The 23,293-nt window shown below is 70.5% G+C and carries 18 protein-coding genes and 1 riboswitch; of the genes, 12 read left to right on the top strand and 6 right to left on the bottom strand.

Annotated features, from left to right (window positions below; genetic code table 11):
- The first annotated feature begins 5 nt into the window (after window positions 1-5).
- The 6 genes from hpnH (at window position 6) to ACWC09_RS19250 (ending at window position 6,356) form a co-directional block, all read left to right on the top strand.
- Window positions 6-1,028 carry an adenosyl-hopene transferase HpnH gene (gene hpnH, locus ACWC09_RS19275; RefSeq protein ID WP_450851746.1) on the top strand — a complete coding sequence of 341 codons (1,023 nt, stop codon included), beginning with the start codon at window positions 6-8 and terminating at the stop codon, window positions 1,026-1,028.
- Between the two features lie 4 nt (window positions 1,029-1,032).
- Window positions 1,033-2,190, top strand: a complete 1,158-nt coding sequence (ispG, locus tag ACWC09_RS19270; RefSeq protein WP_450851745.1) for a flavodoxin-dependent (E)-4-hydroxy-3-methylbut-2-enyl-diphosphate synthase — start codon at window positions 1,033-1,035, stop codon at window positions 2,188-2,190.
- A 27-nt stretch (window positions 2,191-2,217) separates the two neighbouring features.
- Window positions 2,218-4,152 (top strand): 1-deoxy-D-xylulose-5-phosphate synthase, encoded by a 1,935-nt coding sequence (gene dxs, locus ACWC09_RS19265; RefSeq protein WP_450851744.1) that lies wholly within the window; start codon window positions 2,218-2,220, stop codon window positions 4,150-4,152.
- Window positions 4,149-5,534, top strand: a complete 1,386-nt coding sequence (locus tag ACWC09_RS19260) for an aspartate aminotransferase family protein (RefSeq protein ID WP_450851743.1) — start codon at window positions 4,149-4,151, stop codon at window positions 5,532-5,534. Before dxs ends, ACWC09_RS19260 begins: the two co-directional genes overlap by 4 nt.
- Before the next feature lie 76 nt (window positions 5,535-5,610).
- On the top strand, window positions 5,611-6,234 hold the full coding sequence (locus ACWC09_RS19255) for a helix-turn-helix domain-containing protein (protein ID WP_450851742.1): 624 nt from the start codon (window positions 5,611-5,613) through the stop codon (window positions 6,232-6,234).
- Window positions 6,231-6,356, top strand: coding sequence for a DUF6126 family protein (locus ACWC09_RS19250; protein ID WP_450851741.1), 126 nt, complete (start codon window positions 6,231-6,233; stop codon window positions 6,354-6,356). Before ACWC09_RS19255 ends, ACWC09_RS19250 begins: the two co-directional genes overlap by 4 nt.
- 32 nt (window positions 6,357-6,388) lie before the next feature.
- Here the strand turns inward: ACWC09_RS19250 and ACWC09_RS19245 are convergent, their stop codons facing one another.
- Entirely contained in the window at window positions 6,389-7,186 is a 798-nt protein-coding gene (locus tag ACWC09_RS19245) for a tyrosine-protein phosphatase (RefSeq protein ID WP_450851740.1), read from the bottom strand.
- A 169-nt stretch (window positions 7,187-7,355) separates the two neighbouring features.
- Here ACWC09_RS19245 and ACWC09_RS19240 point away from each other — a divergent pair, with 169 nt between their 5' ends.
- From ACWC09_RS19240 to ACWC09_RS19225, 4 genes are all read left to right on the top strand, one after another.
- On the top strand, window positions 7,356-9,425 hold the full coding sequence (locus ACWC09_RS19240; RefSeq protein ID WP_450851739.1) for an alpha-galactosidase: 2,070 nt from the start codon (window positions 7,356-7,358) through the stop codon (window positions 9,423-9,425).
- Between the two features lie 308 nt (window positions 9,426-9,733).
- Window positions 9,734-9,901: riboswitch (cyclic di-AMP (ydaO/yuaA leader) on the top strand.
- A 4-nt stretch (window positions 9,902-9,905) separates the two neighbouring features.
- A complete protein-coding gene (locus tag ACWC09_RS19235; RefSeq protein ID WP_450851738.1) occupies window positions 9,906-10,817 on the top strand; it encodes a M23 family metallopeptidase in 912 nt (303 codons plus the stop codon).
- Window positions 10,818-11,070: 253 nt separating this feature from the next.
- On the top strand, window positions 11,071-11,793 hold the full coding sequence (locus ACWC09_RS19230) for a DUF6250 domain-containing protein (RefSeq protein ID WP_450851737.1): 723 nt from the start codon (window positions 11,071-11,073) through the stop codon (window positions 11,791-11,793).
- Between the two features lie 144 nt (window positions 11,794-11,937).
- Entirely contained in the window at window positions 11,938-12,723 is a 786-nt protein-coding gene (locus tag ACWC09_RS19225) for an SGNH/GDSL hydrolase family protein (protein WP_450851830.1), read from the top strand.
- 103 nt (window positions 12,724-12,826) lie between these two features.
- Here the strand turns inward: ACWC09_RS19225 and ACWC09_RS19220 are convergent, their stop codons facing one another.
- The 3 genes from ACWC09_RS19220 to ACWC09_RS19210 form a co-directional block, all read right to left on the bottom strand.
- Window positions 12,827-13,447, bottom strand: coding sequence for a TetR/AcrR family transcriptional regulator (locus tag ACWC09_RS19220; RefSeq protein ID WP_450851736.1), 621 nt, complete (start codon window positions 13,445-13,447; stop codon window positions 12,827-12,829).
- A 255-nt stretch (window positions 13,448-13,702) separates the two neighbouring features.
- A complete protein-coding gene (locus tag ACWC09_RS19215) occupies window positions 13,703-16,009 on the bottom strand; it encodes an acetate--CoA ligase family protein (RefSeq protein ID WP_450851735.1) in 2,307 nt (768 codons plus the stop codon).
- Window positions 16,006-17,187, bottom strand: a complete 1,182-nt coding sequence (locus ACWC09_RS19210; RefSeq protein ID WP_450851734.1) for a Glu/Leu/Phe/Val dehydrogenase dimerization domain-containing protein — start codon at window positions 17,185-17,187, stop codon at window positions 16,006-16,008. The genes ACWC09_RS19215 and ACWC09_RS19210 overlap by 4 nt, the downstream gene beginning before the upstream one ends.
- Window positions 17,188-17,393: 206 nt before the next feature.
- On the opposite strand from ACWC09_RS19210, the gene ACWC09_RS19205 reads away from it, so the two are divergent.
- Entirely contained in the window at window positions 17,394-18,596 is a 1,203-nt protein-coding gene (locus ACWC09_RS19205; protein ID WP_450851733.1) for an IS110 family transposase, read from the top strand.
- Between the two features lie 5 nt (window positions 18,597-18,601).
- On the opposite strand, the gene ACWC09_RS19200 is transcribed toward ACWC09_RS19205, so the two are convergent.
- Entirely contained in the window at window positions 18,602-20,200 is a 1,599-nt protein-coding gene (locus ACWC09_RS19200; protein WP_450851732.1) for a 5-guanidino-2-oxopentanoate decarboxylase, read from the bottom strand.
- Window positions 20,197-21,357, bottom strand: a complete 1,161-nt coding sequence (locus tag ACWC09_RS19195; protein WP_450851731.1) for an acyl-CoA dehydrogenase family protein — start codon at window positions 21,355-21,357, stop codon at window positions 20,197-20,199. The genes ACWC09_RS19200 and ACWC09_RS19195 overlap by 4 nt, the downstream gene beginning before the upstream one ends.
- A gap of 537 nt (window positions 21,358-21,894) precedes the next feature.
- Here ACWC09_RS19195 and ACWC09_RS19190 point away from each other — a divergent pair.
- Window positions 21,895-23,115 carry an MBL fold metallo-hydrolase gene (locus tag ACWC09_RS19190; RefSeq protein WP_450851730.1) on the top strand — a complete coding sequence of 407 codons (1,221 nt, stop codon included), beginning with the start codon at window positions 21,895-21,897 and terminating at the stop codon, window positions 23,113-23,115.
- Window positions 23,116-23,293 lie beyond the last annotated feature (178 nt).

Here is a 23,293-nt window from a genome sequence, read left to right as displayed (position 1 = left end):
GCCAGATGGCCATGCCGCTGCGTCAGTCCATCAAGGTCGCTACTTACTTGGCCGAACAGAAGCTCCGCAAGCGGGACAAGTTCCCGATCATCGTGGAGCTGGAACCTCTCTTCGCGTGCAACCTGAAGTGCGAGGGCTGTGGCAAGATCCAGCATCCGGCGGGCGTGCTCAAGCAGCGCATGCCGGTCGCGCAGGCCGTCGGGGCGGTGCTGGAGTCCGGTGCGCCGATGGTGTCCATCGCCGGCGGTGAGCCGCTGATGCACCCTCAGATCGACGAGATCGTGCGGCAGTTGGTGGCGAAGAAGAAGTACGTCTTCCTCTGCACCAACGGCATGCTGCTGCGCAAGAAGATGGACAAGTTCAAGCCCTCTCCCTACTTCGCTTTCGCCGTGCACATCGACGGGCTGCGTGAGCGGCACGACGAGTCGGTGGCGAAGGAGGGCGTGTTCGACGAGGCCGTCGAGGCGATCAAGGAGGCCAAGCGGCGCGGCTTCCGGGTCACCACCAACTCGACCTTCTTCAACACCGACACCCCGCAGACCATCATCGAGGTGCTCAACTTCCTCAACGACGACCTCAAGGTCGACGAGATGATGATCTCGCCCGCCTACGCCTACGAGAAGGCCCCCGACCAGGAGCACTTCCTGGGCGTGGAGCAGACCCGCGAGCTGTTCAAGAAGGCCTTCGCGGGTGGCAACCGCCGCAAGTGGCGGCTCAACCACTCCCCGCTCTTCCTGGACTTCCTGGAGGGCAAGGTCGACTTCCCGTGCACCGCCTGGGCCATCCCGAACTACTCGCTCTTCGGCTGGCAGCGCCCCTGCTACCTGATGAGTGACGGGTACGTGCCGACGTACCGCGAACTCATCGAGGACACCGACTGGGACAAGTACGGCCGCGGCAAGGATCCGCGCTGCGCCAACTGCATGGCGCACTGCGGCTACGAGCCCACCGCCGTCCTCGCCACCATGGGCTCCCTCAAGGAGTCGCTGCGGGCGATGCGCGAGACGGTCGCGGGAAACCGGGAGTAGGGCCATGACCGCCATCTCCTTGGGTGTCCCCGAGGTACCGGCCCGGCCGATCGCCGAACGGCGCGTGTCGCGGCAGATCCATGTCGGGCCGGTGGCGGTCGGGGGCGGGGCACCGGTGTCGGTGCAGTCGATGACGACGACCCGTACGTCGGACATCGGCGCCACCCTCCAGCAGATCGCCGAACTCACCGCGTCCGGCTGCCAGATCGTCCGCGTCGCCTGCCCCACGCAGGACGACGCGGACGCGTTGGCCACCATCGCCCGCAAGTCGCAGATCCCGGTGATCGCGGACATCCACTTCCAGCCGAAGTACGTGTTCGCGGCGATCGAGGCCGGGTGCGCCGCGGTCCGTGTGAATCCCGGCAACATCAAGAAGTTCGACGACCAGGTGAAGCAGATCGCGCGGGCCGCCAAGGACCACGGCACACCGATCCGGATCGGCGTCAACGCGGGTTCGCTCGACAAGCGGCTGCTGCAGAAGTACGGCAGGGCGACTCCGGAGGCGCTCGTCGAGAGCGCCCTGTGGGAGGCCTCGCTCTTCGAGGAGCACGACTTCCGGGACATCAAGATCTCGGTCAAGCACAACGACCCGGTCGTGATGATCGAGGCGTACAAGCAGCTCGCGGCGGAGTGCGACTACCCGCTGCATCTCGGGGTGACCGAGGCCGGCCCGGCCTTCCAGGGCACGATCAAGTCGGCGGTCGCCTTCGGGGCGCTGCTGTCGCAGGGGATCGGCGACACGATCAGGGTGTCCCTCAGTGCGCCTCCCGCCGAGGAGGTCAAGGTCGGCATCCAGATCCTGGAGTCGCTGAACCTCAGGCAGCGGCGCCTGGAGATCGTCTCCTGTCCCTCCTGTGGACGGGCCCAGGTCGACGTCTACAAACTGGCCGACGAGGTCACGGCGGGCCTGGAGGGCATGGAAGTCCCCTTGCGGGTGGCCGTGATGGGCTGTGTGGTCAACGGCCCGGGCGAGGCGCGGGAGGCTGACCTGGGGGTCGCCTCCGGCAACGGCAAGGGACAGATCTTCGTCAAGGGCGAGGTCATCAAGACCGTGCCCGAGTCGAAGATCGTGGAGACCCTCATCGAGGAGGCGATGAAGATCGCCGAACAGATGGAACAGGACGGCGTCGCGTCGGGGGAGCCCGCCGTCACCGTGAGTTGAACAGCACGGACCGAAGGGGGCCCGAGCGTGACCATTCTGGAGAACATCCGGGGACCACGCGACCTTAAGGCGCTGTCCGAGGCAGAACTCGGTGAACTGTCCGAAGAGATCAGGGAGTTCCTGGTGCACGCGGTCGCCAGGACCGGCGGACACCTCGGGCCCAACCTGGGCGTGGTGGAACTCTCCATCGCGCTCCACCGGGTCTTCGAGTCGCCGGTCGACCGCATCGTGTGGGACACCGGCCATCAGAGCTACGTACACAAGATCCTGACCGGCCGTAAGGACTTCTCGAAGCTGCGCGGCAAGGGCGGTCTGTCCGGCTACCCGTCGCGTGAGGAGTCCGAGCACGACATCGTCGAGAACAGCCACGCCTCCACGGCGCTCGGCTGGGCCGACGGTCTCGCCAAGGCCCGTCAGGTGCAGGGCGAGAAGGGGCACGTCGTCGCGGTCATCGGCGACGGCGCCCTCACCGGCGGCATGGCATGGGAGGCGCTGAACAACATCGCGGCCGCCAAGGACCGGCCACTGATCATCGTCGTCAACGACAACGAGCGCTCGTACGCGCCGACCATCGGAGGGCTGGCGAACCACCTGGCCACCCTGCGCACCACCGACAGCTACGAGAAGGTCCTCGCCTGGGGCAAGGACGTGCTGCTGCGTACCCCCGTCGTCGGCAACACCCTCTACGAGTCCCTGCACGGCGCAAAGAAGGGTTTCAAGGACGCGTTCGCCCCGCAGGGCATGTTCGAGGACCTGGGTCTGAAGTACGTCGGCCCGATCGACGGACATGACATCGGGGCCGTCGAGTCGGCGCTCCGGCGCGCGAAACGTTTCCACGGGCCGGTACTTGTCCACTGTCTGACGGAGAAGGGGCGTGGTTACGAGCCGGCCCTGGCCCATGAGGAGGACCACTTCCACACCGTCGGTGTGATGGACCCGCTCACCTGCGAGCCCCTCGCACCCTCCAACGGGCCTTCCTGGACCTCGGTGTTCGGCGACGAGATCCTCGCGATCGGGGAGGAGCGGGAGGACGTCGTGGCGATCACGGCGGCCATGCTGCACCCGGTGGGGCTCGGGAAGTTCGCCGCCCGCTTCCCCGATCGGGTGTGGGACGTGGGCATCGCCGAGCAGCATGCGGCGGTGAGCGCGGCCGGGCTGGCGACCGGCGGCCTCCATCCCGTCGTCGCCGTCTACGCCACCTTCCTCAATCGTGCCTTCGACCAGCTGCTGATGGATGTGGCACTGCACCGCTGCGGGGTGACGTTCGTCCTGGACCGGGCCGGCGTCACGGGCGTCGACGGGCCCTCCCACAACGGCATGTGGGACATGTCGATCCTCCAGGTCGTGCCGGGGCTCAGGATCGCCGCCCCGCGTGACGCCGACCAGCTGCGGGCCCAGTTGCGCGAGGCCGTCGCCGTCGACGACGCGCCGACGCTGGTCCGCTTCCCGAAGGAGTCGGTCGGGCCCGAGATCCCGGCGATCGACCGGGTGGGCGGCCTCGACGTCCTGCACCGCGGCCCGGACACGCCCGAGGTGCTGCTCGTCGCGGTCGGCGTGATGGCTCCCGTCTGTCTCCAGGCCGCCGAGCTGCTGGAGGCCCGCGGGATCTCGTGCACGGTCGTCGACCCTCGCTGGGTCAAGCCGGTCGACCCGGCGCTGCCCGGCCTCGCCGCCGAACACCGTCTGGTGGCCGTCGTGGAGGACAACAGCCGGGCGTCCGGAGTCGGCGCGGCGGTCGCGCTGGCACTCTCAGACGCCGAAGTCGACGTCCCCGTACGGCGGTTCGGTATTCCGGAGCAGTTCCTCGCGCACGCCAAGCGCGGTGAGGTGCTCGCCGACATCGGTCTCACGCCGGTCGAGGTGGCCGGGCGGATCAGCGCCAGCCTGGCCGTCAAGGAGGCCGAGGACACCCTGGCCGTCAAGGGACACAAGGACGGCCCAGTCAAGGAGAACGCCGAATGACCAAGGAGTTCGACCTCGGTGCGCTCCTGGCCGAGCGCGGAGCCGAACGGTACGAGCTGCACGGGAAGTACCTGAACCACCAACTCCCGCGCATGCTCCACACCATCGGCTTCGACAAGGTCTACGAGCGCGCCGAGGGCGCCCACTTCTGGGACGCGGACGGCAACGACTACCTGGACATGCTCGCCGGGTTCGGAGTGATGGGCCTGGGCCGCCACCACCCCGTCGTCCGCAAGGCGCTGCACGACGTCCTCGACGCCCAGCTCGCCGACCTCACCCGCTTCGACTGCCAGCCGCTGCCCGGACTGCTGGCCGAGAAGCTGCTCACGTACAGCCCGCACCTGGACCGTGTGTTCTTCGGCAACAGCGGTACGGAGGCGGTGGAGACGGCGCTGAAGTTCGCCCGGTTCGCCACCGGGAAGCCGCGCGTCCTGTACTGCGACCACGCCTTCCACGGGCTGACCACCGGTTCCCTGTCGGTCAACGGCGAGGACGGCTTCCGGGACGGCTTCGGCCCGCTGCTGCCCGACACCGCCGTCCCGCTCGGTGATCTCGACGCCCTGGCACGGGAGTTGAAGAAGGGCGATGTGGCCGCCCTGATCGTCGAGCCGATCCAGGGCAAGGGCGTCCACGAGGCCCCGCCCGGCTATCTTCGGGCAGCCCAGGAACTGCTGCACAGACACAAGGCGCTGCTCATCGCCGACGAGGTGCAGACGGGCCTTGGCAGGACCGGGGACTTCTACGCCTACCAGCACGAGGACGGCGTCGAGCCGGACCTGGTGTGCGTGGCCAAGGCGCTGTCCGGTGGCTATGTGCCGGTCGGCGCGACCCTCGGCAAGGACTGGATCTTCAAGAAGGTCTACTCGTCCATGGACCGCGTGCTCGTGCACTCGGCGAGCTTCGGGTCCAACGCCCAGGCGATGGCGGCAGGGTTGGCGGTCCTCTCCGTCATGGAGAACGAGCAGGTCGTCGCGGGCGCCCGCGCCACCGGGGAGCAGTTGAAGTCGCGGCTCGCCGCGCTCATCGACAAGTACGAGCTGCTCGCCGACGTCCGCGGCCGGGGCCTGATGATCGGCATCGAGTTCGGCAGGCCCAAGTCTCTGAAGCTGCGCAGCCGTTGGACCATGCTGCAGGCCGCGCGCAAGGGCCTGTTCGCGCAGATGGTCGTCGTACCGCTGCTGCAGCGCCACCGGATCCTCACCCAGGTCTCCGGGGACCACCTGGAGGTGATCAAGCTGATCCCGCCGCTGATCGTCGGCGAGCAGGAGGTGGACCGGTTCGTGGACGCCTTCACGGCCGTCATGGACGATGCGCACAGTGGTGGCGGGCTGATGTGGGACTTCAGCAAGACGCTGGTGAAGCAGGCGGTCGCCAACCGGTAGAGGTGTCGGACCGTGGGATTTTGCCTCTGAGGCAAGAAATTTGCCGCAGAGGCAAGGCTCCGGCTGAATGGAGAGCATGAGCTCTCCGGAAGCAGAGTCCGAGCCGCTCGACGGACCGGACCTGCCACTCGTCGCACCCCAGCTGCGCGCCCTGCGCCGCCGGGCCTCCCTCACCCTGGAGGCGGCGGCCCGCGCCGCCGGGCTGTCGCCGGCCCACCTCTCCCGGCTGGAGACCGGGCACCGCCAGCCCTCGCTGCCGATGCTGCTCGCCCTCGCGCGTATCTACGGTACGACGGTCTCCGAGCTGCTCGGCGAGACGGTCGCCGACCGGGACGCGGTCGTACGCTCCGCCGACATGGAACCGACGGCCGCGGGCGGCTGGACCTACTTCCAGGCCGGCGCGCCCGGCCGCGGGATGCAGGCCCTGCGTGTCCATGTACCGCACGGCTCGCAGGGCGACATCGTGCGTGTGCACCCCGGCGAGGAGTGGCTGTACGTCCTCAAGGGGCGGCTGCGGCTGCGTCTCGGCGACACCACGCACCGGCTCGCCCCCGGCGACAGCGCGCACTTCGACTCGCTCACCCCGCACCGCATCGCCGCGCAGGACGCCGACGGGGTCGAGCTGCTCTTCGTACACACCCTGCTGCAGAGCCCCACGGCCACCCTGTGCCTGGGCCCCACCACTGGAGACACACCATGAGCAACAGCGACATGGAGGAGAAGTTCCCCCGCGCCCTGTGGGTCCGCCTGATCATCTACATCGCCGTGGGGCATCTCTTCGCGGCCTTCGTCTATCTGCTGTTCGCGGTGGGCGCGAAGTAGCCCGCCGCCTCGAACGGAGCAGCCCGGGCGCCTCAGTCGAGGAGCCGCCCCCGCAGCCGCTCCCGCACCTCCGGCGTGACCCCCAGCCCCTGCTCCAGGTACGTGTTCACGCTGCCCCACGTCTCCCCGATGGTCTCGAAGGCCGCCTCCAGATACTCGGCGCGCGCCTCGAAGAGGGGGTTGAGCAGTTCCATGACCTCGGGGGAGTAGCCCGCGGCGGAGGATCCGCTGCGGCGGATCCTGTAGCGGCGGTGCCTGGCGTTCGACTCCAGGTAGTCGGCGACGATCGCCTCGCGCTCGACGCCGAGGGCGAGGAGCGTCACGGCTATGGACAGGCCCGCGCGGTCCTTGCCGGCCGCACAGTGCATCAGGGCGGGCACGCTGTCCTCGGCGAGCGAGCGCAGTACGCGCGCGTGCTCGTCGGTGCGCTTCTTGATGATCGTCCGGTACGAGGCGACCATGCGGCCCGCGCCCTTGCCGTCACCGAGGATCTCGCGCAGCTGGTCGATCTCGCCGTCCCGGACCATCTTCCAGAACTCGGCGCCGTCGGCCGGGTCGGACAGCGGCAGGTTCACATTGCGGACGCCCGGCAGCTCGACGTCCGGGCCCTCCAGCTTCTGATCGGCCGCGTTGCGGAAGTCGAAGATCGTGTGCAGCCCCAGGGAGGCGAGGAAGCCGGCGTCCTCCTCGGTCGCGTGCGCGAGGTGGCCGCTGCGGAACAGAACGCCGTGCCGCACCCGCCGTCCGTCCACCGTCGGCAGCCCGCCCACATCACGGAAGTTGCGGACTCCCGACAGCTCCGGCTCGGTCGACGGGATCTGCTGCGTCACAAGGGCTCCTCCCGGTCGCCCCGTCGGCGCGGCTCGACGACGGGCACTTCTCCGACGATACGACATAGGTTCCTTGGGCAATGAGTTGTCCACAGGCGTTGCAGACGGCCCCCACCGCCCTTGATGATGTTGGGGATTGATCACGACTGTTCGGATCTGTGAGGGCTTGATGCTGGAGATCTCCGACCACGGCCGCACCTGGGTTCTTTCCGGGGCGACCAGCAGCTACGCCGTCCACCTCACCGAGGGCGACGAGCTGCTGCACCTGCACTGGGGCCCGCGGATCGCGCTCGCCGACGCCGAGGCCCTCGCCGTCCGCCCGCTGCCCGTCTACCGGCCCTTCGAGTCCCAGCTCGACGGCCGCGAGGAGTACCCCGTCGAGGGCGGCCCCCGCTTCGTGCGCCCCGCCCTGTCCGTGCGCACCGAGGAGCGGCGCGGCACCGAGTGGCGCTTCGAGGCGTACGAGACGGACGGCGACGACCTGCGGCTGCGCTTCCGTGACGGCGGACTGGCCGTCACGCTGCACTACCGGATGCGCGGCGACGTCGTCGAACGATGGGTGACCCTCGACAACCAGGGCCCCGCCCTGGAGCTCCTGCGCGCCGACGCCGCCACCTGGACCCTGCCCGACCGCGAGGACTGGCGGCTGTCCCAGCTGCACGGCCGCTGGGCCGCCGAGTCGCTGCTCACCCGGTCCCCTCTCACCTACGGTGAGAAGATCATCGGCAGCCGCCGCGGCCATACCGGTCACCAGCACCTGCCCTGGGTCGCCCTCGACACCGACGCCACCGAGGAGCGCGGCGAGGTCTACGGCTGTGCGCTCGGCTGGTCCGGCTCCTGGCGGCTCTCGGTGGCGCAACTCCCCGACGCGCGCGTGCAGATCACCGGCGGCGCCGGCTACGACGACTCCGGGCTGCTGCGGCTGGAGGCGGGGGAGTCGTACACCACCCCCGTCTTCGCCGGCCTGTGGAGCGACGGCGGCTTCGGCGGGGCGAGCCGGGCCTGGCACGCGTACCAGCGCGCGTATGTCGTTCCGGGCGCGGAGCAGGACCGTCCGGTGCTGTTCAACTCCTGGGAGGCCACGGAGTTCGACATCTCCGAGGAGCAGCAGGGCGCCCTGGCCCGACGGGCCGCGGCGATCGGCGTCGAGCTGTTCGTCGTCGACGACGGCTGGTTCGGCAAGCGCGTCAGCGACCGCGCAGGGCTCGGCGACTGGACCCCCAATCCGGACCGCTTTCCCAAGGGCCTGGGGCCACTCGCGGACTACGTGCACGCGCTCGGCATGCAGTTCGGCATCTGGGTCGAGCCCGAGATGGTCAACCCGGACAGCGACCTGTACCGCGCACACCCCGACTGGGTCCAGTTCCAACCGGGACGAAAGCGGACGGAGTTCCGCAATCAGCTCGTGCTCAACCTGGCCCGCGAGGACGTCCAGGAGTACCTCTGGGAGCAGCTCGACGCGCTCCTCGCGAGCGCTCCGATCGACTACGTCAAGTGGGACTTCAACCGCTGCTTCACCGACGCCGGTTGGCCCGCCGACTCCTACCCCCAGCGACTCTGGGTCGACCATGTCCGCGGCCTGTACACCCTGCTGGACCGGCTGCGGGCGGCCCACCCGGGTGTCGCCTTCGAGTCCTGCTCGGGCGGCGGCGGACGTATCGACCTCGGGGTCCTGAGCCGTACGGACCAGGTGTGGACCTCCGACAACACCGACCCGCTCGACCGGCTCGCCATCCAGCACGGCTTCAGCCAGATCCACCCCGCGCGGGTGATGGCCGCCTGGGTCACCGACAGCCCCAACACCCAGCTCAACGGCCGGGTCAGCTCGCTGCGCTTCCGGTTCGTGAGCGCCATGGCCGGAGTGCTCGGGGTCGGCGGGGACCTCACCGAGTGGACCGAGGACGAGCTCGCCGAGGCCCGCGAGTGGGTGAGCCTCTACAAGGAGATCCGGCCGCTCGTCCAGCACGGCGACCTCTACCGGCTGCGGCCGCCGACGGGCGGGCTGAGCGCGGTGCAGTACACGCGCGGCGACGAGACGGTCGTCCTGGCCTGGCTCCAGGCGCAGGGGTACGGCGAGCCCGTACCGGCGCTGCGGCTGCGCGCCCTCGACCCGACAGCGTCGTACGAATGCCTCGAAACGGGCGAAGTACATCGAGGTGCCGTATTGCTGCATCACGGACTGCGTACCGACTTGCGTGGCGACCTCAATGCGGCAGTTTTCCGCCTGCGTCGCATCTGAGTCTTCTGTCCGAATTGGCGCCTTGATTGCACTTCATTCCAACTCGCTCTGGAGTAAAGGGAGCTGGAGCGGCGGCACGTGAGGAGCGTCATATTCGTGACCGAGCGTGGCCCGTCATGTTCACGTAATTAGGGCGCTTTTCGTGGGCCGTTGAGCGGCGGGGCGATCCCGTAATTGACGGAGAGTGACCGGGAATTTTCACAGCGGATCAAGAGAAACGCATTCACAGGGAACCGCCGCTTGTCCCTTTGCGTCCTCGTCGCTTACGTTCCACACCAATCCGGACGGACGCCCAATCCTGCCGCCGACCGGTATCCGCACCAACTCACCCGTGAACGGCAGGAGCGGGGGACCCACAGGCACAACCGCCTGTTCCGGTCTCCGGAACAGGCTAGGGGTAAAGCCGCGTCCAGCGCGTGGCCGGGCATCTCCAGTCCGCACCCGACAGCTCACCTCGCAGGCGCCGGAGAGGAATTCGCCATGCCCGCGAAGGGTAAGCACCGCCGCCCGAAGTCCCAGCGCTTCACCCGCTCCATCGCCGTCGCCGGAACCGGTGGCGCCGCCCTCGCCCTTCCGCTGATGGGGGCCACCGGCGCCCACGCGGCCACCGTGCAGTCCGCTTCTCAGTCGGTTTCGGAAAAGGCCGTTCAGGCTCTTCCGAATACGGCGAAGAAGGCGACCGAAAAGAAGAGTGCCGCGAACAGTGCGGGTGTGCGCACCTATTCGGTGCGGGTCGGTGACTACCTCTCGAAGATCGCCGACGAGCAGAACGTCAGCGGTGGCTGGCGCAGGCTCTACGAGGACAATCGCGAGGCCGTCGGCGACAACCCGTCGCTGATCCACCCGGGCCTCAAGCTCACGATCGGCAAGAAGGCCGCGACGAGCACCACCGAGTCGTCCTCCTTGCGGGGCTCCGCCACGAAGAAGAGCTCGGCCTCGAACAAGGCCACCACTCAGAGCGCCAAGACCACCAGCGCCTCCACCGGCTTCCAGCTCCCGGTCTCCGGCGGCACCATCGGCACCGGCTACCACGTGGCCGGCAGCATGTGGTCCAGCGGCTATCACACCGGCGTCGACTTCGTCGTCCCGACCGGCACCTCCATCAAGTCCGTGGGCGCGGGCACGGTCGTCACCGCGGGCTGGGGTGGCGCCTACGGCAACCAGGTCGTCGTCAGGCTCGCCGACGGCTACTACGCCCAGTACGGCCACATGTCCCAGATCTCCGTCTCGGTCGGCCAGACCGTGTCCGAGGGTCAGCAGCTCGGCCTCTCCGGCGCGACCGGCAATGTGACCGGCCCGCATCTGCACTTCGAGATCCGCACCACGCCGGACTACGGCTCCGACGTGGACCCGGTCGCCTACCTCCGTTCCAAGGGCGTCGCCGTCGGCTGACCCCCCGCCGACAGCCTCGCCCGACACGCCGCCGAAGGCCGGACCCCGATCCCCGGGTCCGGCCTTCGGTGTGTTCGGAATCGCCGTGTGCCCGGAATCGCGGGGCTCGTGATCGTTTCATTGCGGTCGTGTGGCGGGCGATACGACGGTGTCGACAGTGGAGGGGCAGTGGGGGCACGATGATCTCCGTAGCTCTGCAAGCGCTTTCTAAGGGTTCTGATGCTCACCACGACATCGAAGGAGCCGCCACCCCATGACGACAACCCGTAGAGCGTTCGGAGCCCTGGCCGCAGGTGCCGCCCTGGCTGCCCTCGCCCCCGTGGCGAACGCGAGCGCCACACCGCGCCGCCACCGCGGCCGTCTCCTCGCCCACGACGACTTCCGCCACGGCCTCGGCCGGTGGGCCGTCGAGCTGGAGAAGGGCGGGACCGTCGCCGCCTCCCGCGGAACCCTGGAGGTCGACGTACCCGCCGGGGCGACGGTCTGGTTCAAGAAGCGGTTCGAAGGGCCCTACGTTCTCGAATACACCGCGACGGCCGTGTCGGAGGGCGGGGTCAACGACCGGGTCTCCGACCTCAACAACTTCTGGAACGCGACCGACGTCCGCTCCCCGGACGACATCTTCGCCACCCCGCGCGGCGGGGCGCTGGCCGAGTACGACTACCTCAAGACCTACTACGTCGGCTACGGCGCCAACACCAACACCACGACCCGGCTGCGGCGCTACGTCGGCGAGGCGGGCGTCCGTCCGCTGATCTACGACTACACCGAGCCGCTGCTTGTCGCGAACGAGCCCGACCGGGTCCGTATCGTCTCGGACGGATCGACCGTGCGCTGGTGGAACAACGGGCGGCTCGTCTTCGACTACAGCGACCCTGAGCCGTACACAAGTGGCCACTTCGCCTTCCGGACGACATGGAGTCATTTCCGGATCAGCGACTTCAGGGTCTGGGCGTTGCTCCCCCAACATCCCTGATCAGAGGGTTATTCCAAGTTTGGTCAACACTTTAGGCGTGGCTTATCTCACCGTCCGTCAACCCTTTCCTACGGTCGCGTAGGTCACATTCGAAGGTTCATCATGACCGCTGTGGCAGACGATTCGAAGAGTGACAGCAGATCAGTGATCGGGTCGTACGTTGCGGTGGGGGACAGCTTCACCGAGGGCGTCGGCGACCCCGGCCCCGACGGGGCGTTCGTCGGCTGGGCGGACCGCTTCGCGGTACTCCTCGCCGACCGGCGCCCCGAAGGCGATTTCACGTACGCGAACCTCGCCGTGCGCGGCAAGCTGCTCGACCAGATCGTGGAGGACCAGGTCTCCCAGGCCGTCGAACTGGCGCCGGAGCTGGTCTCCTTCTCCGCGGGCGGCAATGACATCATCCGGCCCGGCACCGACCCCGACGAGGTCGCCGAGCGCTTCGAGCGGGCCGTCGCCCGGCTCACCGAGGTCGCCGGCACGGTGATGGTGACGACCGGATTCGACACCCGTGGCGTGCCCGTGCTCAAGCACCTGCGCGGCAAGATCGCCACCTACAACGGACATGTACGGGCCATCGCCGACCGTTACGGCTGCCCCGTGCTCGACCTGTGGTCCCTGAAGACCGTCCAGGACCGGCGGGCCTGGGACGGCGACCGACTCCACCTCTCGCCCGAGGGGCACACACGCGTGGCACTGCGCGCCGGCCAGGTCCTCGGTCTGGAGGTCCCGGCAGACCCGGACCAGCCCTGGCCGCCGCTCCCGCCGCGCGGCACGCTCGAGATCCGGCGCGACGACGTGCACTGGGCGCGCGAGTACCTGGTGCCGTGGATCGGGCGGCGCCTTCGCGGCGAGTCGTCCGGGGACCATGTCACGGCGAAGGGCGCGCTGTCGCCGGAGGACATCAGGACACGGATCGCCTCGGTCGCCTGAGCGAGGCTGCCGGAGCCTTCCCACATCGCGGGCCGCGCCGACCTTCGGGTGGCGCGGCCCGCGATGCCGGACAACACGTGAGCCATGGCACCGAACGGCGGCTTCAGCTCCCCGAGGCCGTCAACGCCTCCCGCTCCAGCCCCAGTTCACGTGCCAGCGCCTCGTCCACCCACTCCTGCGCCCGCGTCCGCGACACCGCACCGGTGTACGACGTCAGCTGCACGGCCAGCCCGTCCAGCAGGGCCGTCAGGCGCAGCGCGGTGCCGCTCGGGTCCGGGCAGCGGAACTCGCCCGCGGCCACGCCCTCCGCGATGACCTCGGCGAGCGCCGCCTTCCACTCCTTGTCGAGGTCGCGCGTGACCTCCTGCAGCGCGGGCTCGCGCAGCGCCGCCGCCCAGCCCTCGATCCACAGCCGCCAGCCCTTGGCCTGACCGGTCGGCGCGTACCAGCGCACGGCCGACCGCAGTCGCCGCAGCGCCGTCGTACGGCGGCCGAGCAGCTTGCGCAGATGGGCCAGGTCGTCCTCGGCCGCATAGGTGAACGCCGCGGCGACCAGCTTCTCCTTCGTCGAGAAGTGGTACAGCACCAGCGCATTGCTCACGCCGAGCGCCGAGGCCACGTCGGCGATCCGCACCGCCGCCACGCCCCGCGCCTCGATCTGCTCGATGGCGGCCCGCAGCAACTCCTCGCGCCGCTCCGCCACACTCAACCGCACTCTCGCCACGCGGTCACCTTATTCCGTCGCCGCTGATGGCGCCGGGTGAGGCCACTTCTTGACCGGTTCCCAGGGGGGCGGGCCGGTCCTGGCGACCGCCGCGTCGCGCTGCCGTGAGGCCGTCGTCAGGAGGAGTCCGCCCGTGACCCATGCACCGACCCACGCCGTCCCCCGGCAGGACCCCGCCGGCCCGACCTCTCCACGGAGGGGCGCGGACGCGGGGGAGAAGGAGCAGGACGCGCTCCTTGTTTGCAGTGAGGCGCCTCAACTCCCTCTGGAGTGGGACGTCTTGGGGTGTCGGAGCACCGCGTGTGCGTCGAGTGCGAGCGCGCCTTTGGGGTGGACGAGGAGCGGGTTGACCTCCAGTTCGGCCAGCTCGGGATGTTCGGCGGCGGCCCGCGTGATGGCACACACGGCGGCCGCGGCGGCGTCCAGGTGGACGGGAGGGGCGCCGCGCCAGCCGGTCAGGAGGGCGGCGTGGCGGAGTTCGAGAAGCAGGGCACGCGCGCGTGCGTGGGTGAGCGGGGCCAGGGCGAGGACGGTGTCGGCGAGGAGCTCGGTCGTGACGCCGCCGATGCCGAGCAGGGCGACCGGGCCGAAGGCCGGGTCCCGGCGTACTCCGACGATCAGTTCGTGGGCGTAGGGGGGTGTCGCCATGGCTTCGACGGCGTAGCGCCGGGCGTCGGTGGTGGCGTGCATCCGGTGGAAAGCGGCGCGGAGGGCCTCCTCGTCGGCGATGTTCAGGGCCACTCCACCGGCCTCGGTCTTGTGGGCGAGGCCCGTCGCCTTGAGCACCAGCGGGTATCCGACGCGGTACGCGGACTCGACGGCTTCGTGGACGTCCGTCACGAACTCGGCGGCGGGGAAGGGCAGTCCGTGGGAGGCGAGGAGGTCGCGGACGGTCTCGTAGCCGCCGTCGTCGATGCGGTACGTCGCCGTCGGCGCCGTCGGCGGCTCGTGCGGGGTGGCGGCGGTGACCCGGGCGGCTGCGGTGAGTGCCGTGGCGGCCTGCTCGACGCGCTCGTAGACCGGGATGCCGCGGCCGCGCAGGACGGCGAGTGCCGGGGTGTCGCGCGCCATGGTGTGCACGAGGAGTCGGCGGCCGGACGCGTCGGCGGCGTCCGCGAGCAGGTCGGCGACCTCGCATTCGCGGGCCGTCTGGGCGGGGTTGGCGCTGGCGTAGTCCCCGAAGTAGCCGGTGAGGACGACCGCGTCCGCCTCACCGCCGGCCAGCAGTTCACCGGCCACGCGCGCGTAGGCGCCGAGATCGGCTTCACCGGCGCCCGCGAGGTCGACCGGGTTGCGGCGCCCTGCGCCAGGTGGGAGGAGGTCGGCGAGGCGGTCGAGGGTGCGCCGGGACAACGGGGGGACGGCGGCGCCGCGTACCGCGAACGCGTCGGCGGCGAGAGCGCCTTGACCGCCGCTGTCGCCGACGACGGCTACGCGGAAGGGGCGGAGGTCGGAAGCGTCGGAAGCGCGAGGTGCCGCGGGCGTGAAAGCCGACGGGGAAGCGGGAGCCGGGAGAGTCGCGGGAGCCGATGAGGAGGGCGGAGCTGAGAGGGGCGCGGAAGCCGGAGGGGACGATGGAGTCGCGGCGGTGCTCGGATGTGGCGAGCTGACCGTCGCTCCCGTTCCCCGTGAGCCGCCCCGGCCGTTCGGAGGCGCCGCCAGCAGGCACATCACCGTGTCCACGAGTTCTCCGGCCGACTCCAGCAGCAGCGCCCCGCTGTCCCGGCACACCGCCGCCACCGTGTCGTACGGGCTCACCAGTGCGCCCGTGTGGGACGCGGCGGCTCCCGTGGAGGCGGCGCTGCGGCCGACCGTCAGGAGGAGGACCGGCTTGCCGGCCGCGTGGGCCGCGCACAGGGTGCGGGCGAGGCGGCGGCCGTCTCGGAAGTCCTCGACATAGGCGGCGATCACCCGGGTGGGAGCGTGGTCCATCAGCGTGTCCAGGGCGTCCGCCACGTCGATGTCACGCTGGTTGCCGAGGGAGACGAAGCGGGAGAAGCCCTGTCCGGCGCGGGCGAGCAGGCGTCCGATCTCCAGGGCGAGGTTGCCGCTCTGCGACACCAGGCCGACCGCGCCGCCGGGGAAGTCGCCCCAGCTGAGCCGTAGTTCGGTCGTCGTGTCGACCAGGCCCATGCAGTTGGGGCCGAGGAGCCGGGCCCCGCTGCCGGTCACCAGCGCCGTGAGAGCCCGCTCGTCGGCCGGATCGCCGCCCGAGGTGATGACGGTGAAGCAGCGCGCGCCGACCGCCAGTCCCTCGGTCACCACCGGGAGGATGTGCGCGGGCGGTACGGCGACGACGACGTGCTCGCACGAGACGCCGTCGAGGGACGCGTGGAACGGCACTCCGTCCAGGCTCCCGCCGCGCCGGTTCACCAGATGCACGATCCGGCGTCCGCGCCCAGCCAGGGCGCCCTTGGCGAGCCAGTAGCCCCACTTCTCGGGGTTGTCGGAAGCGCCGACGACGGCTACCGAGGTGGGGTCGAACAGGGCCTGCGACAGGGCTGGTTCACCGGAGCAGACCCCGGGAGGCGTTCCCCTCGCCGGCCCTTCCACCGCTGTCATCGGTACCATCCGAACCGCTCGGCGATCACCGGCAGCCGGTCCGCCACGATCGCGTGCGCGGCCGTCCTCGGGGTCGTCCCGTCGGCCTCCGCCCGCGCCAGCATCTGCTCGACCAGGGCCCGCATCGAACGCCGCGTGTGGGCGAACGCCTCGTCCGCGTCCGGACCGATGTCGCCGAACAGGGTCCACCACCACCAGGCGTTCGTCCCGGAGTTGACGACGACGTCCGGCAGCACGGTCACCCCGCGCGCCGCCAGCAGCTCCTCCGCCTCCGGCAGCACCGGCATGTTGGCCGCCTCGACGATCCAACGGGCGCCGATCCGCTCCTGGTTGGCCGTGTCGATGGCGTACGACACCGCCGCCGGCACCAGCACCTCCACCTCGGCCGACAGCCAGGCCTCACCCGGCATTTCACGGTCCCCGGGCCGCAGCACCGCACGGTCCACGGCGCCGTACCCGTCCCGCGCGGCCAGCAGCGCCTCGACGTCCAGTCCGGCCGGGTTGGCGATCGTGCCCTTGATGTCGGCGACGGCCACCACCGTCAGCCCCGCGCGCGTGAGGAAGCGCGCCGTGGCCCCGCCCATGGTGCCCAGACCCTGCACGGCGACCCGTGTGCCCTCGTACGGCACACCGGCGCGGTCCAGGGCGGCCAGCGCCGACTCGGCGACCCCACAGCCGCCGACCAGTTCGTCCAGCCCGATGCCGTCCATCTCGACGGCGAACGCATCCGCGAGCCGTTGCCGGGCCGTCGCCTCGTCGTCGAGCAGCGGATACACGGCCTGGATGGACGAGACGAGCCCCGCCTCCGTCGCCGCCCGGTCCACCAGGTCCTGGGTCAGACCGAGGTCCTCGCCGGTCGTCCAGAAGCTCTCGATGTACGGCTTCATGGCCCGCAGATAGCGCACCAACAGCCCGTACGCCCCCGGGTCCTGGGGATCGCAGTCGATACCCCCCTTGGCACCGCCCAGCGGGATGTAGCGCCCCTCGGGGTTGTAGTGCAGGGCCTCTTTCATCGTCATCCCGCGCGCGAGCCCGGCGACCTCGTCGAGCGTGCACCCCTCGCGCATCCGCAGTCCGCCGCTGGAGACACCCCGCACCAGCCGGTCGACGACCAGGAAGCCCTGGCGGCCGGTGAGGTGATCCGTCCAGGCGAGCGACATCAGGGGGGCGGCGGTCATGGAGACTCCGTAAGTTGTTGGGCGGCCCGGGAGGGCCGGGTGTGGTTTATGGGGACTTGTCTTCAGTGGCTTCCAAGGAGCGGCCGCCCGGTTCTCCGGGGCGCCCTGGTCGCTGATTGAGGTGTGCGCTTCGGTCGCTGTTTACGGAGTTGACGACGGGGTGTTCCTCGGGCCGACGGCACGTCGCGCGGAACGAGGAGGGGCGAGTGAGCAAGCGACAGGCCCAGGTCTGGGCAGGCATCGATGCCGGCAAGGGCCACCACTGGGCGGCGGTGGTCGACGAGACCGGCGCGACCCTGTGGTCGAAGAAGGTCGACAACGACGAGACGGCGATCCTGACCGTGCTCGGCGAGATCCTGGACCTGGCCGACGAGGTCCACTGGGCAGTGGACATCTCCGGCACGTCCTCGGCGCTGCTGCTTGCCCTGCTCGCAGCCCACGGCCAGCAAGCCGTCTACGTGCCCGGCCGCACCGTCAACCGCATGTCCGGCGCCTACCGGGGCGAGGCCAAAACCGACGCCCGCGACGCCTACGTCATCGCCGAGACCGCCCGCCACCGCCGGGACTTTGCGTCCATTGACGTGCCCGCCCAGCTGGCGGCCGACCTTGCGCTGCTGACCGCCCACCGCACCGACCTCGTGGCGGACCGGGTACGCATGATCAACCGGCTCCGCGACGTGCTGACCGGCGTCTTCCCTGCACTGGAACGGGCCTTTGACTACTCGTCCCAGAAAGGCGCGCTGGTCCTGCTGACCGGCTACCAGACCCCCGCCGCCATCCGCCGCCGCGGCCGATCCCGCCTGACGGCCTGGCTGGCCAACCGCAGCGTGCGCGGCGCCGACGCCATCGCCGCGACCGCGCTGGAGGCCGCCCAGGCCCAGCAGACCGCGCTGCCGGGTGAGGACGTCGCCGCCCAGATCGTGGCTGACCTGGCGACACAGATCCTGGCCCTGGACGAACGACTGAAGCGCATCGACCAGCAGATCCGCGCGACGTTCCACAGCCACCCGCAGGCGGAGATCATCGAGTCCCTGCCCGGCATGGGCCCGATACTCGGCGCCGAGTTCATCGTCGCTGCCGGCGACCTGGCGGCCTACGCCGACGCCGGTCACCTGGCCTCGGCGGCCGGACTCGTGCCGGTCCCGCGCGACTCCGGACGCCGGACCGGCAACCTCCACCGGCCCAAGCGCTACAGCCGCCGCCTGCGACGAGTCTTCTACATGTCCGCGCAGACCAGCATCATCCGCGAAGGACCCAACCGGGACTTCTACCTCAAGAAGCGCGGTGAGGGCTGCAAGCACGTCCAGGCCGTCATCGCCCTGGCCCGCCGTCGGGCCAGTGTCCTGTGGGCACTGCTGCGTGACGGACGGGTCTTCACCCCCGCCCCGCCGGTCACGCAAGCGGCTTGACTTCGTCATTGAGGCTCCTCGGGGACGACGATCAGGGTGGGGCCGGGTGTGGCCAGGGCCTCGGTGAGCGCGCGGCGGAGCTCCTCGGGGGTGCACGCGCGTGTGCCGTGACCGCCGTAGGCGCGCGCCAGGGCCGGCAGGTCGATCGGCGGGAGGTCCACCGCGGTGGGCGTGTCGCCGCGCGCCCTCATCCCGTCGCGGATCTCGCCGTAGCCGCCGTTGTCGAACACCACTATGGGCAGGGGGAGTTGGAGTTGTACGGCGGTCGCCAGTTCCGGCACCGTGAACTGGAGGCCGCCGTCGCCGCTGAGCCCCACCACCTGACGGTCGGGACAGGCGGTCTTGGCACCGATGGCGGCGGGCAGCGCGTAGCCGAGGGTGCCGAAGCCGGTCGGGTGGAGGTACTGGCTCCGGGAGCCGATCGGGAGGTGGGGGAGCGCGCCGTAGTAGCAGCACTGGGCGCTGTCCGAGGTGAGGATCGCATCCTCGGCGAGGATGTCGCGCATTGCTTTCAGATACGGGATCCAGCGGGCGTCCCGCTCGGCGGTCTCGGCGTCTCGGGCGGCCCGGAGGGCGGCGATGTCCTCCGGTGCGCGCGCGTGGCCCGGCAGTTCGGCCGGCAGGGCCTCCAGCACGGCACGCGCGTGCCCGACGAGCGCCATGTCCGTCGGCGCGCCCGCGTACATCTGGTCCGGGTCGATGTCGACGCGGATCAGCGTGCCGTCGAGTCGGGGCGGCGATGACCAGAAGTCGGACTCGGCCAGCTCGGTGCCGACGGCGAGCACGACGTCCCGGGTGGCGAGCCACTTCTGCACGGCCGGGCTGTGCAGGGACACACCGAGGGACAGCGGATGCGTCTCCGGGACGGCTCCCTTGCCGTTGGCCGTGGTGACGACGGGAGCGCCCAGACGTTCGGCGAGGGCGAGGCAGGCCTCCCGGGCGTCGCGGGTGCCTCCGCCGAGGACCAGCGCCGGGCGCCGGGCGGAGGCCAGGGCCTGCGCCGCCTCCCGTACGGAGCGCGGATCCGGTTCCGCCCGCCGGAGCGGCGGAGCGAACCGTGGGGGCCCGACGCGCTCCGTCGCCTCCAGGAGGTCCAGCGGGATCTCGAGGTGCGCGGGTCGCGGACGCCCGGTGCGGAAGAGGGTGAACGCGCGTGCCACCGCCGCGTCGATCTCGGCGACGGAGGAGACACGATGGCTGAACGCGGCCACGCCCCGCAGCGCGTCCGTCTGGCTGCGCATCTCGTGCAACAGGCCCGTCGACAGGCGCGGATGACGCAAGGGCATGCCCGGCGAGACCACGAGCAGCGGCACACTGTCCGAGTACGCCTGACCGACGGCCGCGGCGGCGTTGAGGAGGGCGGGTCCGGTGGTCGTGAGAACGACTCCCGCACGGCCCGTCACGCGCGCGTACGCGTCGGCCGCGTACCCGGCGCCCTGTTCATGACGAGGCGTCACATGCCGTATCCCGTACGCCGACAGGTGCCGGTAGACCTCCAGGTTGTGCGTGCCCGGGATGCCGAAGACCTGCGTCACGGCATGCCCGCACAGGGCGCGTACGAGGGCTTCGCCGCCGGTGAGGAGCTCGTCCCCGGGGCCGCTCATCGCAGGTTCCGCGAGATCACGAGCCGCATGATGTCCGAGGTGCCCTCCTCGATCTCCTCCAGCTTCGCGTCCCGCATCCACTGCTCGACCGGGAACTCGCGCGAGTACCCCCAGCCGCCGAGCGTCTGCACGGCCGCCCAGGTGCAGTACGCGGCGGTCTCGGAGGCCGTCAGCTTGGCCATCGCGGCCTCTGCGGTGGCGTCCAGGCCCGCGTCCAGGCGCCGCGCCGCCCGCCAGGTCATCAGCCGGGCCTGCTCCACGCGCGTGTGCATGTCGGCGAGCCGGAAGGCGACCGCCTGGTGCTCGATGATCGGCTTGCCGAACTGCTGCCGCTCGCGGGCGTAGTCGCGCGCGTACTCGTACGCGGCGCGCGCCACACCCGTCGCGGCGGCGCCCAGCACCGTGCGCGAGATGTCGAAGGTCCGCATGAGCCCCTGGAAGCCCTGCCCCTCCGCGCCGAGCCGGTGCCCCTCGGGGACGAAGGCGTCCTGGAGGAAGATCTCCCGGCACACGATCGCGCGCTGGCCCATCTTCTTCATCGGTTCACCGAACGAGACCCCTTCGGTGTCCTTGCGCAGCAGGAACGCGGAGACGCCGCGTGAGCGCCGCGTCGGGTCCGTCTTGGCGAACACGACGTACTGCTCGGCCTCGCCGGCGTTCGAGATCCACGCCTTCTGGCCGCTCAGAAGGTAGCCGCCCGCGCTGCGACGGGCCGTGGTGGTGATCGAGGCGGCGTCGGAGCCCGCCGCCGGCTCGGTCGTCGCCAGGGCCGTCATCGGGGTGTCGGGGCCGGTGAGCGGGGTCAGCCACGCCCGCTTCTGCTCCTCGCTGCCCAGTTCGAGGACCGGGTCCGCGAAGAAGCCGTTCGAGCAGAGCAGGTTGCCGATGCCCAGGTCGCCGACGCACAACTCCTCCTGCACCAGGCACTGCGTGAACACGTCGGTGAAGCCGCCCCCGCCGTACTCCTCCGGCAGCATGAAGCCCGTGATGCCCACCTTGGCGGCCTTGCGCCACAGGTCCCACGGGGTTTCGACGTCCGCTTCGTCGACGGCACGCGCGCGTGGGCGTATCTCCTCGCGCGCGAACGCGCGCGTGAGGTCCACGATGTCGCGCTGCTCCCGGCTGAGCGGGACCAGTTCGGTGGGGAGGTCGGACACGGTGCCTCCAACGGGTCGCGGGGGATGTGCGTCGATGCGCGCGTCGGCCGGCTCGCCGACCGGAAATTACTGAATCGTGAGTCAGTATTGGAAGGGGTGTCCCCCCTTGTCAACGGAGGCCCCGAGTCCGTGTCAGGGCGCGCCCGAGCCCCTTCCCTCACCCGCCGGCCGACCAGGGAGCCCGCGATCCGCACCGACCCGCACACCGGTTACGGCGGTGTCGACCGGCGCCGGTTGCGGAGGGCCGAGGAGGCGCCCATGGACCACGGCGACTTCCCGCGTACCACTACGACGGGAATGGACGCCGGCGATCCACTGTTCAGGGGAGCGGTGGGCCCGTTTCCTGCGGGAAGCGGGTGCGGCGGTGCAGGAGGCGAGCCGGGAGAGCTGCAGGGAGACCTCTACTTCGTGGAGGTCGTTTCGTTGCCGGTTCTTTGGGCTTTCCTTGGAATGAGCCCGCCGAGCCCCGGACGACCCCAGTGTTGTCAGTGGCGCCGACCATAATGGAATGCCTCACCGACTCCACCTGGAGGTACCGTGTCCGGTTTCCGTTCCCTGAGCTCCGGGCTCCGCGCGCTGCAGCCCGCGGCCTTCGGCACGGACCCGAGCGGTGAGCGCCTCGCGCGCATCCGCAGATCGCCCCACTTCAAGGACGGGGTGTTCCAGAATCCCGGCGGCACGGCCCGGACCCGCCCGTCCGGCTCGGCGCTGGACTTCGCGAAGGTCTTCTTCGACAAGGAGCAGCGGCCCCGCCGTGGCCCGAAGGGCACGGTTCCGGTGCATGCCACGACCCTGGCCGACCTCGCCAAGCGGCCCGCCACGGGGCTGCGGCTGACCTGGATGGGGCACTCCAGCGTGCTCGCGGAGATCGACGGGCAGCGGGTGCTCTTCGACCCGGTCTGGGGCGAGCGCTGTTCCCCGTTCTCCTTCGTCGGCCCCAAGCGGTTGCACCCGGTGCCGCTGCCCCTGGCCGCCCTCGGCCCGGTCGACGTCGTGGTCATCTCGCACGACCACTACGACCATCTGGACCTGCCGACGATCAAGGCGCTGGCCGACACGGACACCCTCTTCGCCGTCCCCCTCGGCGTCGGCGCCCACCTCGAACACTGGGGCATCTCCGCCGACCGGGTGCGCGAGCTGGACTGGCACGAGGCGACGAAGGTCGGCGGTCTCACCCTGACCGCGACACCGGCCCGTCACTTCTGCGGCCGCGGCCTGCGCAACACCCAGCACACGCTGTGGGCGTCCTGGTCCGTCGCCGGCTCCGAGCACCGGATCTACCACAGCGGCGACACCGGGTACTTCGAGGGCTTCGAGGACATCGGCGCCGAGCACGGCCCGTTCGACGCCACGATGATCCAGATCGGTGCGTACTCCGACTTCTGGCCGGACATCCACATGACGCCCGAGGAGGGCATGCGTGCCCACCTCGACCTCCAGGGCGGGCAGCCGCACGGCGTGATGCTGCCGATCCACTGGGCCACCTTCAACCTGGCCACGCACGCGTGGTCCGACCCCGGCGAGGGCACCATCGCGGCCGCCCACGCCACGGGCTCCCGCGTCGCTCTGCCCCGTCCGGGCGAGCCCTTCGAACCGACCGCCGGGACGGTGCCCTCCGCCCCGTGGTGGCGCGCGGTCGCCCAGGCCCCGAAGGACGGCTGGCCGACGGCGGAGGCCCGCACGGGGGCGGCGATCAACACGGTGGCCGACTCGGTGGCCGAGGGCACGGGGGAGCCGGAAGCCGTACCGGCAGGGTGATGACCAAGGCCGTTGGTTGACACGGACAGTGACGCTCAGGGGCTGACTTCTGTGGGCGTGGAGAGGTCCGAAACGGTCTTGTCGGGTCGGTGACCGGACAGGTGACAGGGAAACGGCGACACCTGCGCCATGGCGACCCGCTCGCGCAGGCCCTGCCCGCCGTCGTGCTGCCCTGGCG

The sequence above is a fragment of the Streptomyces sp. NPDC001617 genome (assembly GCF_053596855.1).
This window is presented reverse-complemented; position numbering and strand designations above follow the sequence as displayed.

What these genes read in the sequence shown, in the direction of transcription:
- ACWC09_RS19200 (WP_450851732.1), bottom strand. Translation starts at nt 20,200, where the DNA reads ATGAGCGGCCCCGGGGACGAGCTCCTCACCGGCGGCGAAGCCCTCGTA.
- hpnH (WP_450851746.1), top strand. Translation starts at nt 6, where the DNA reads ATGGCCATGCCGCTGCGTCAGTCCATCAAGGTCGCTACTTACTTGGCC.
- ACWC09_RS19235 (WP_450851738.1), top strand. Translation starts at nt 9,906, where the DNA reads ATGCCCGCGAAGGGTAAGCACCGCCGCCCGAAGTCCCAGCGCTTCACC.
- ACWC09_RS19210 (WP_450851734.1), bottom strand. Translation starts at nt 17,187, where the DNA reads ATGACCGCCGCCCCCCTGATGTCGCTCGCCTGGACGGATCACCTCACC.
- ACWC09_RS19240 (WP_450851739.1), top strand. Translation starts at nt 7,356, where the DNA reads ATGCTGGAGATCTCCGACCACGGCCGCACCTGGGTTCTTTCCGGGGCG.
- ispG (WP_450851745.1), top strand. Translation starts at nt 1,033, where the DNA reads ATGACCGCCATCTCCTTGGGTGTCCCCGAGGTACCGGCCCGGCCGATC.
- ACWC09_RS19255 (WP_450851742.1), top strand. Translation starts at nt 5,611, where the DNA reads ATGAGCTCTCCGGAAGCAGAGTCCGAGCCGCTCGACGGACCGGACCTG.
- ACWC09_RS19230 (WP_450851737.1), top strand. Translation starts at nt 11,071, where the DNA reads ATGACGACAACCCGTAGAGCGTTCGGAGCCCTGGCCGCAGGTGCCGCC.
- ACWC09_RS19250 (WP_450851741.1), top strand. Translation starts at nt 6,231, where the DNA reads ATGAGCAACAGCGACATGGAGGAGAAGTTCCCCCGCGCCCTGTGGGTC.
- ACWC09_RS19260 (WP_450851743.1), top strand. Translation starts at nt 4,149, where the DNA reads ATGACCAAGGAGTTCGACCTCGGTGCGCTCCTGGCCGAGCGCGGAGCC.
- ACWC09_RS19215 (WP_450851735.1), bottom strand. Translation starts at nt 16,009, where the DNA reads ATGACAGCGGTGGAAGGGCCGGCGAGGGGAACGCCTCCCGGGGTCTGC.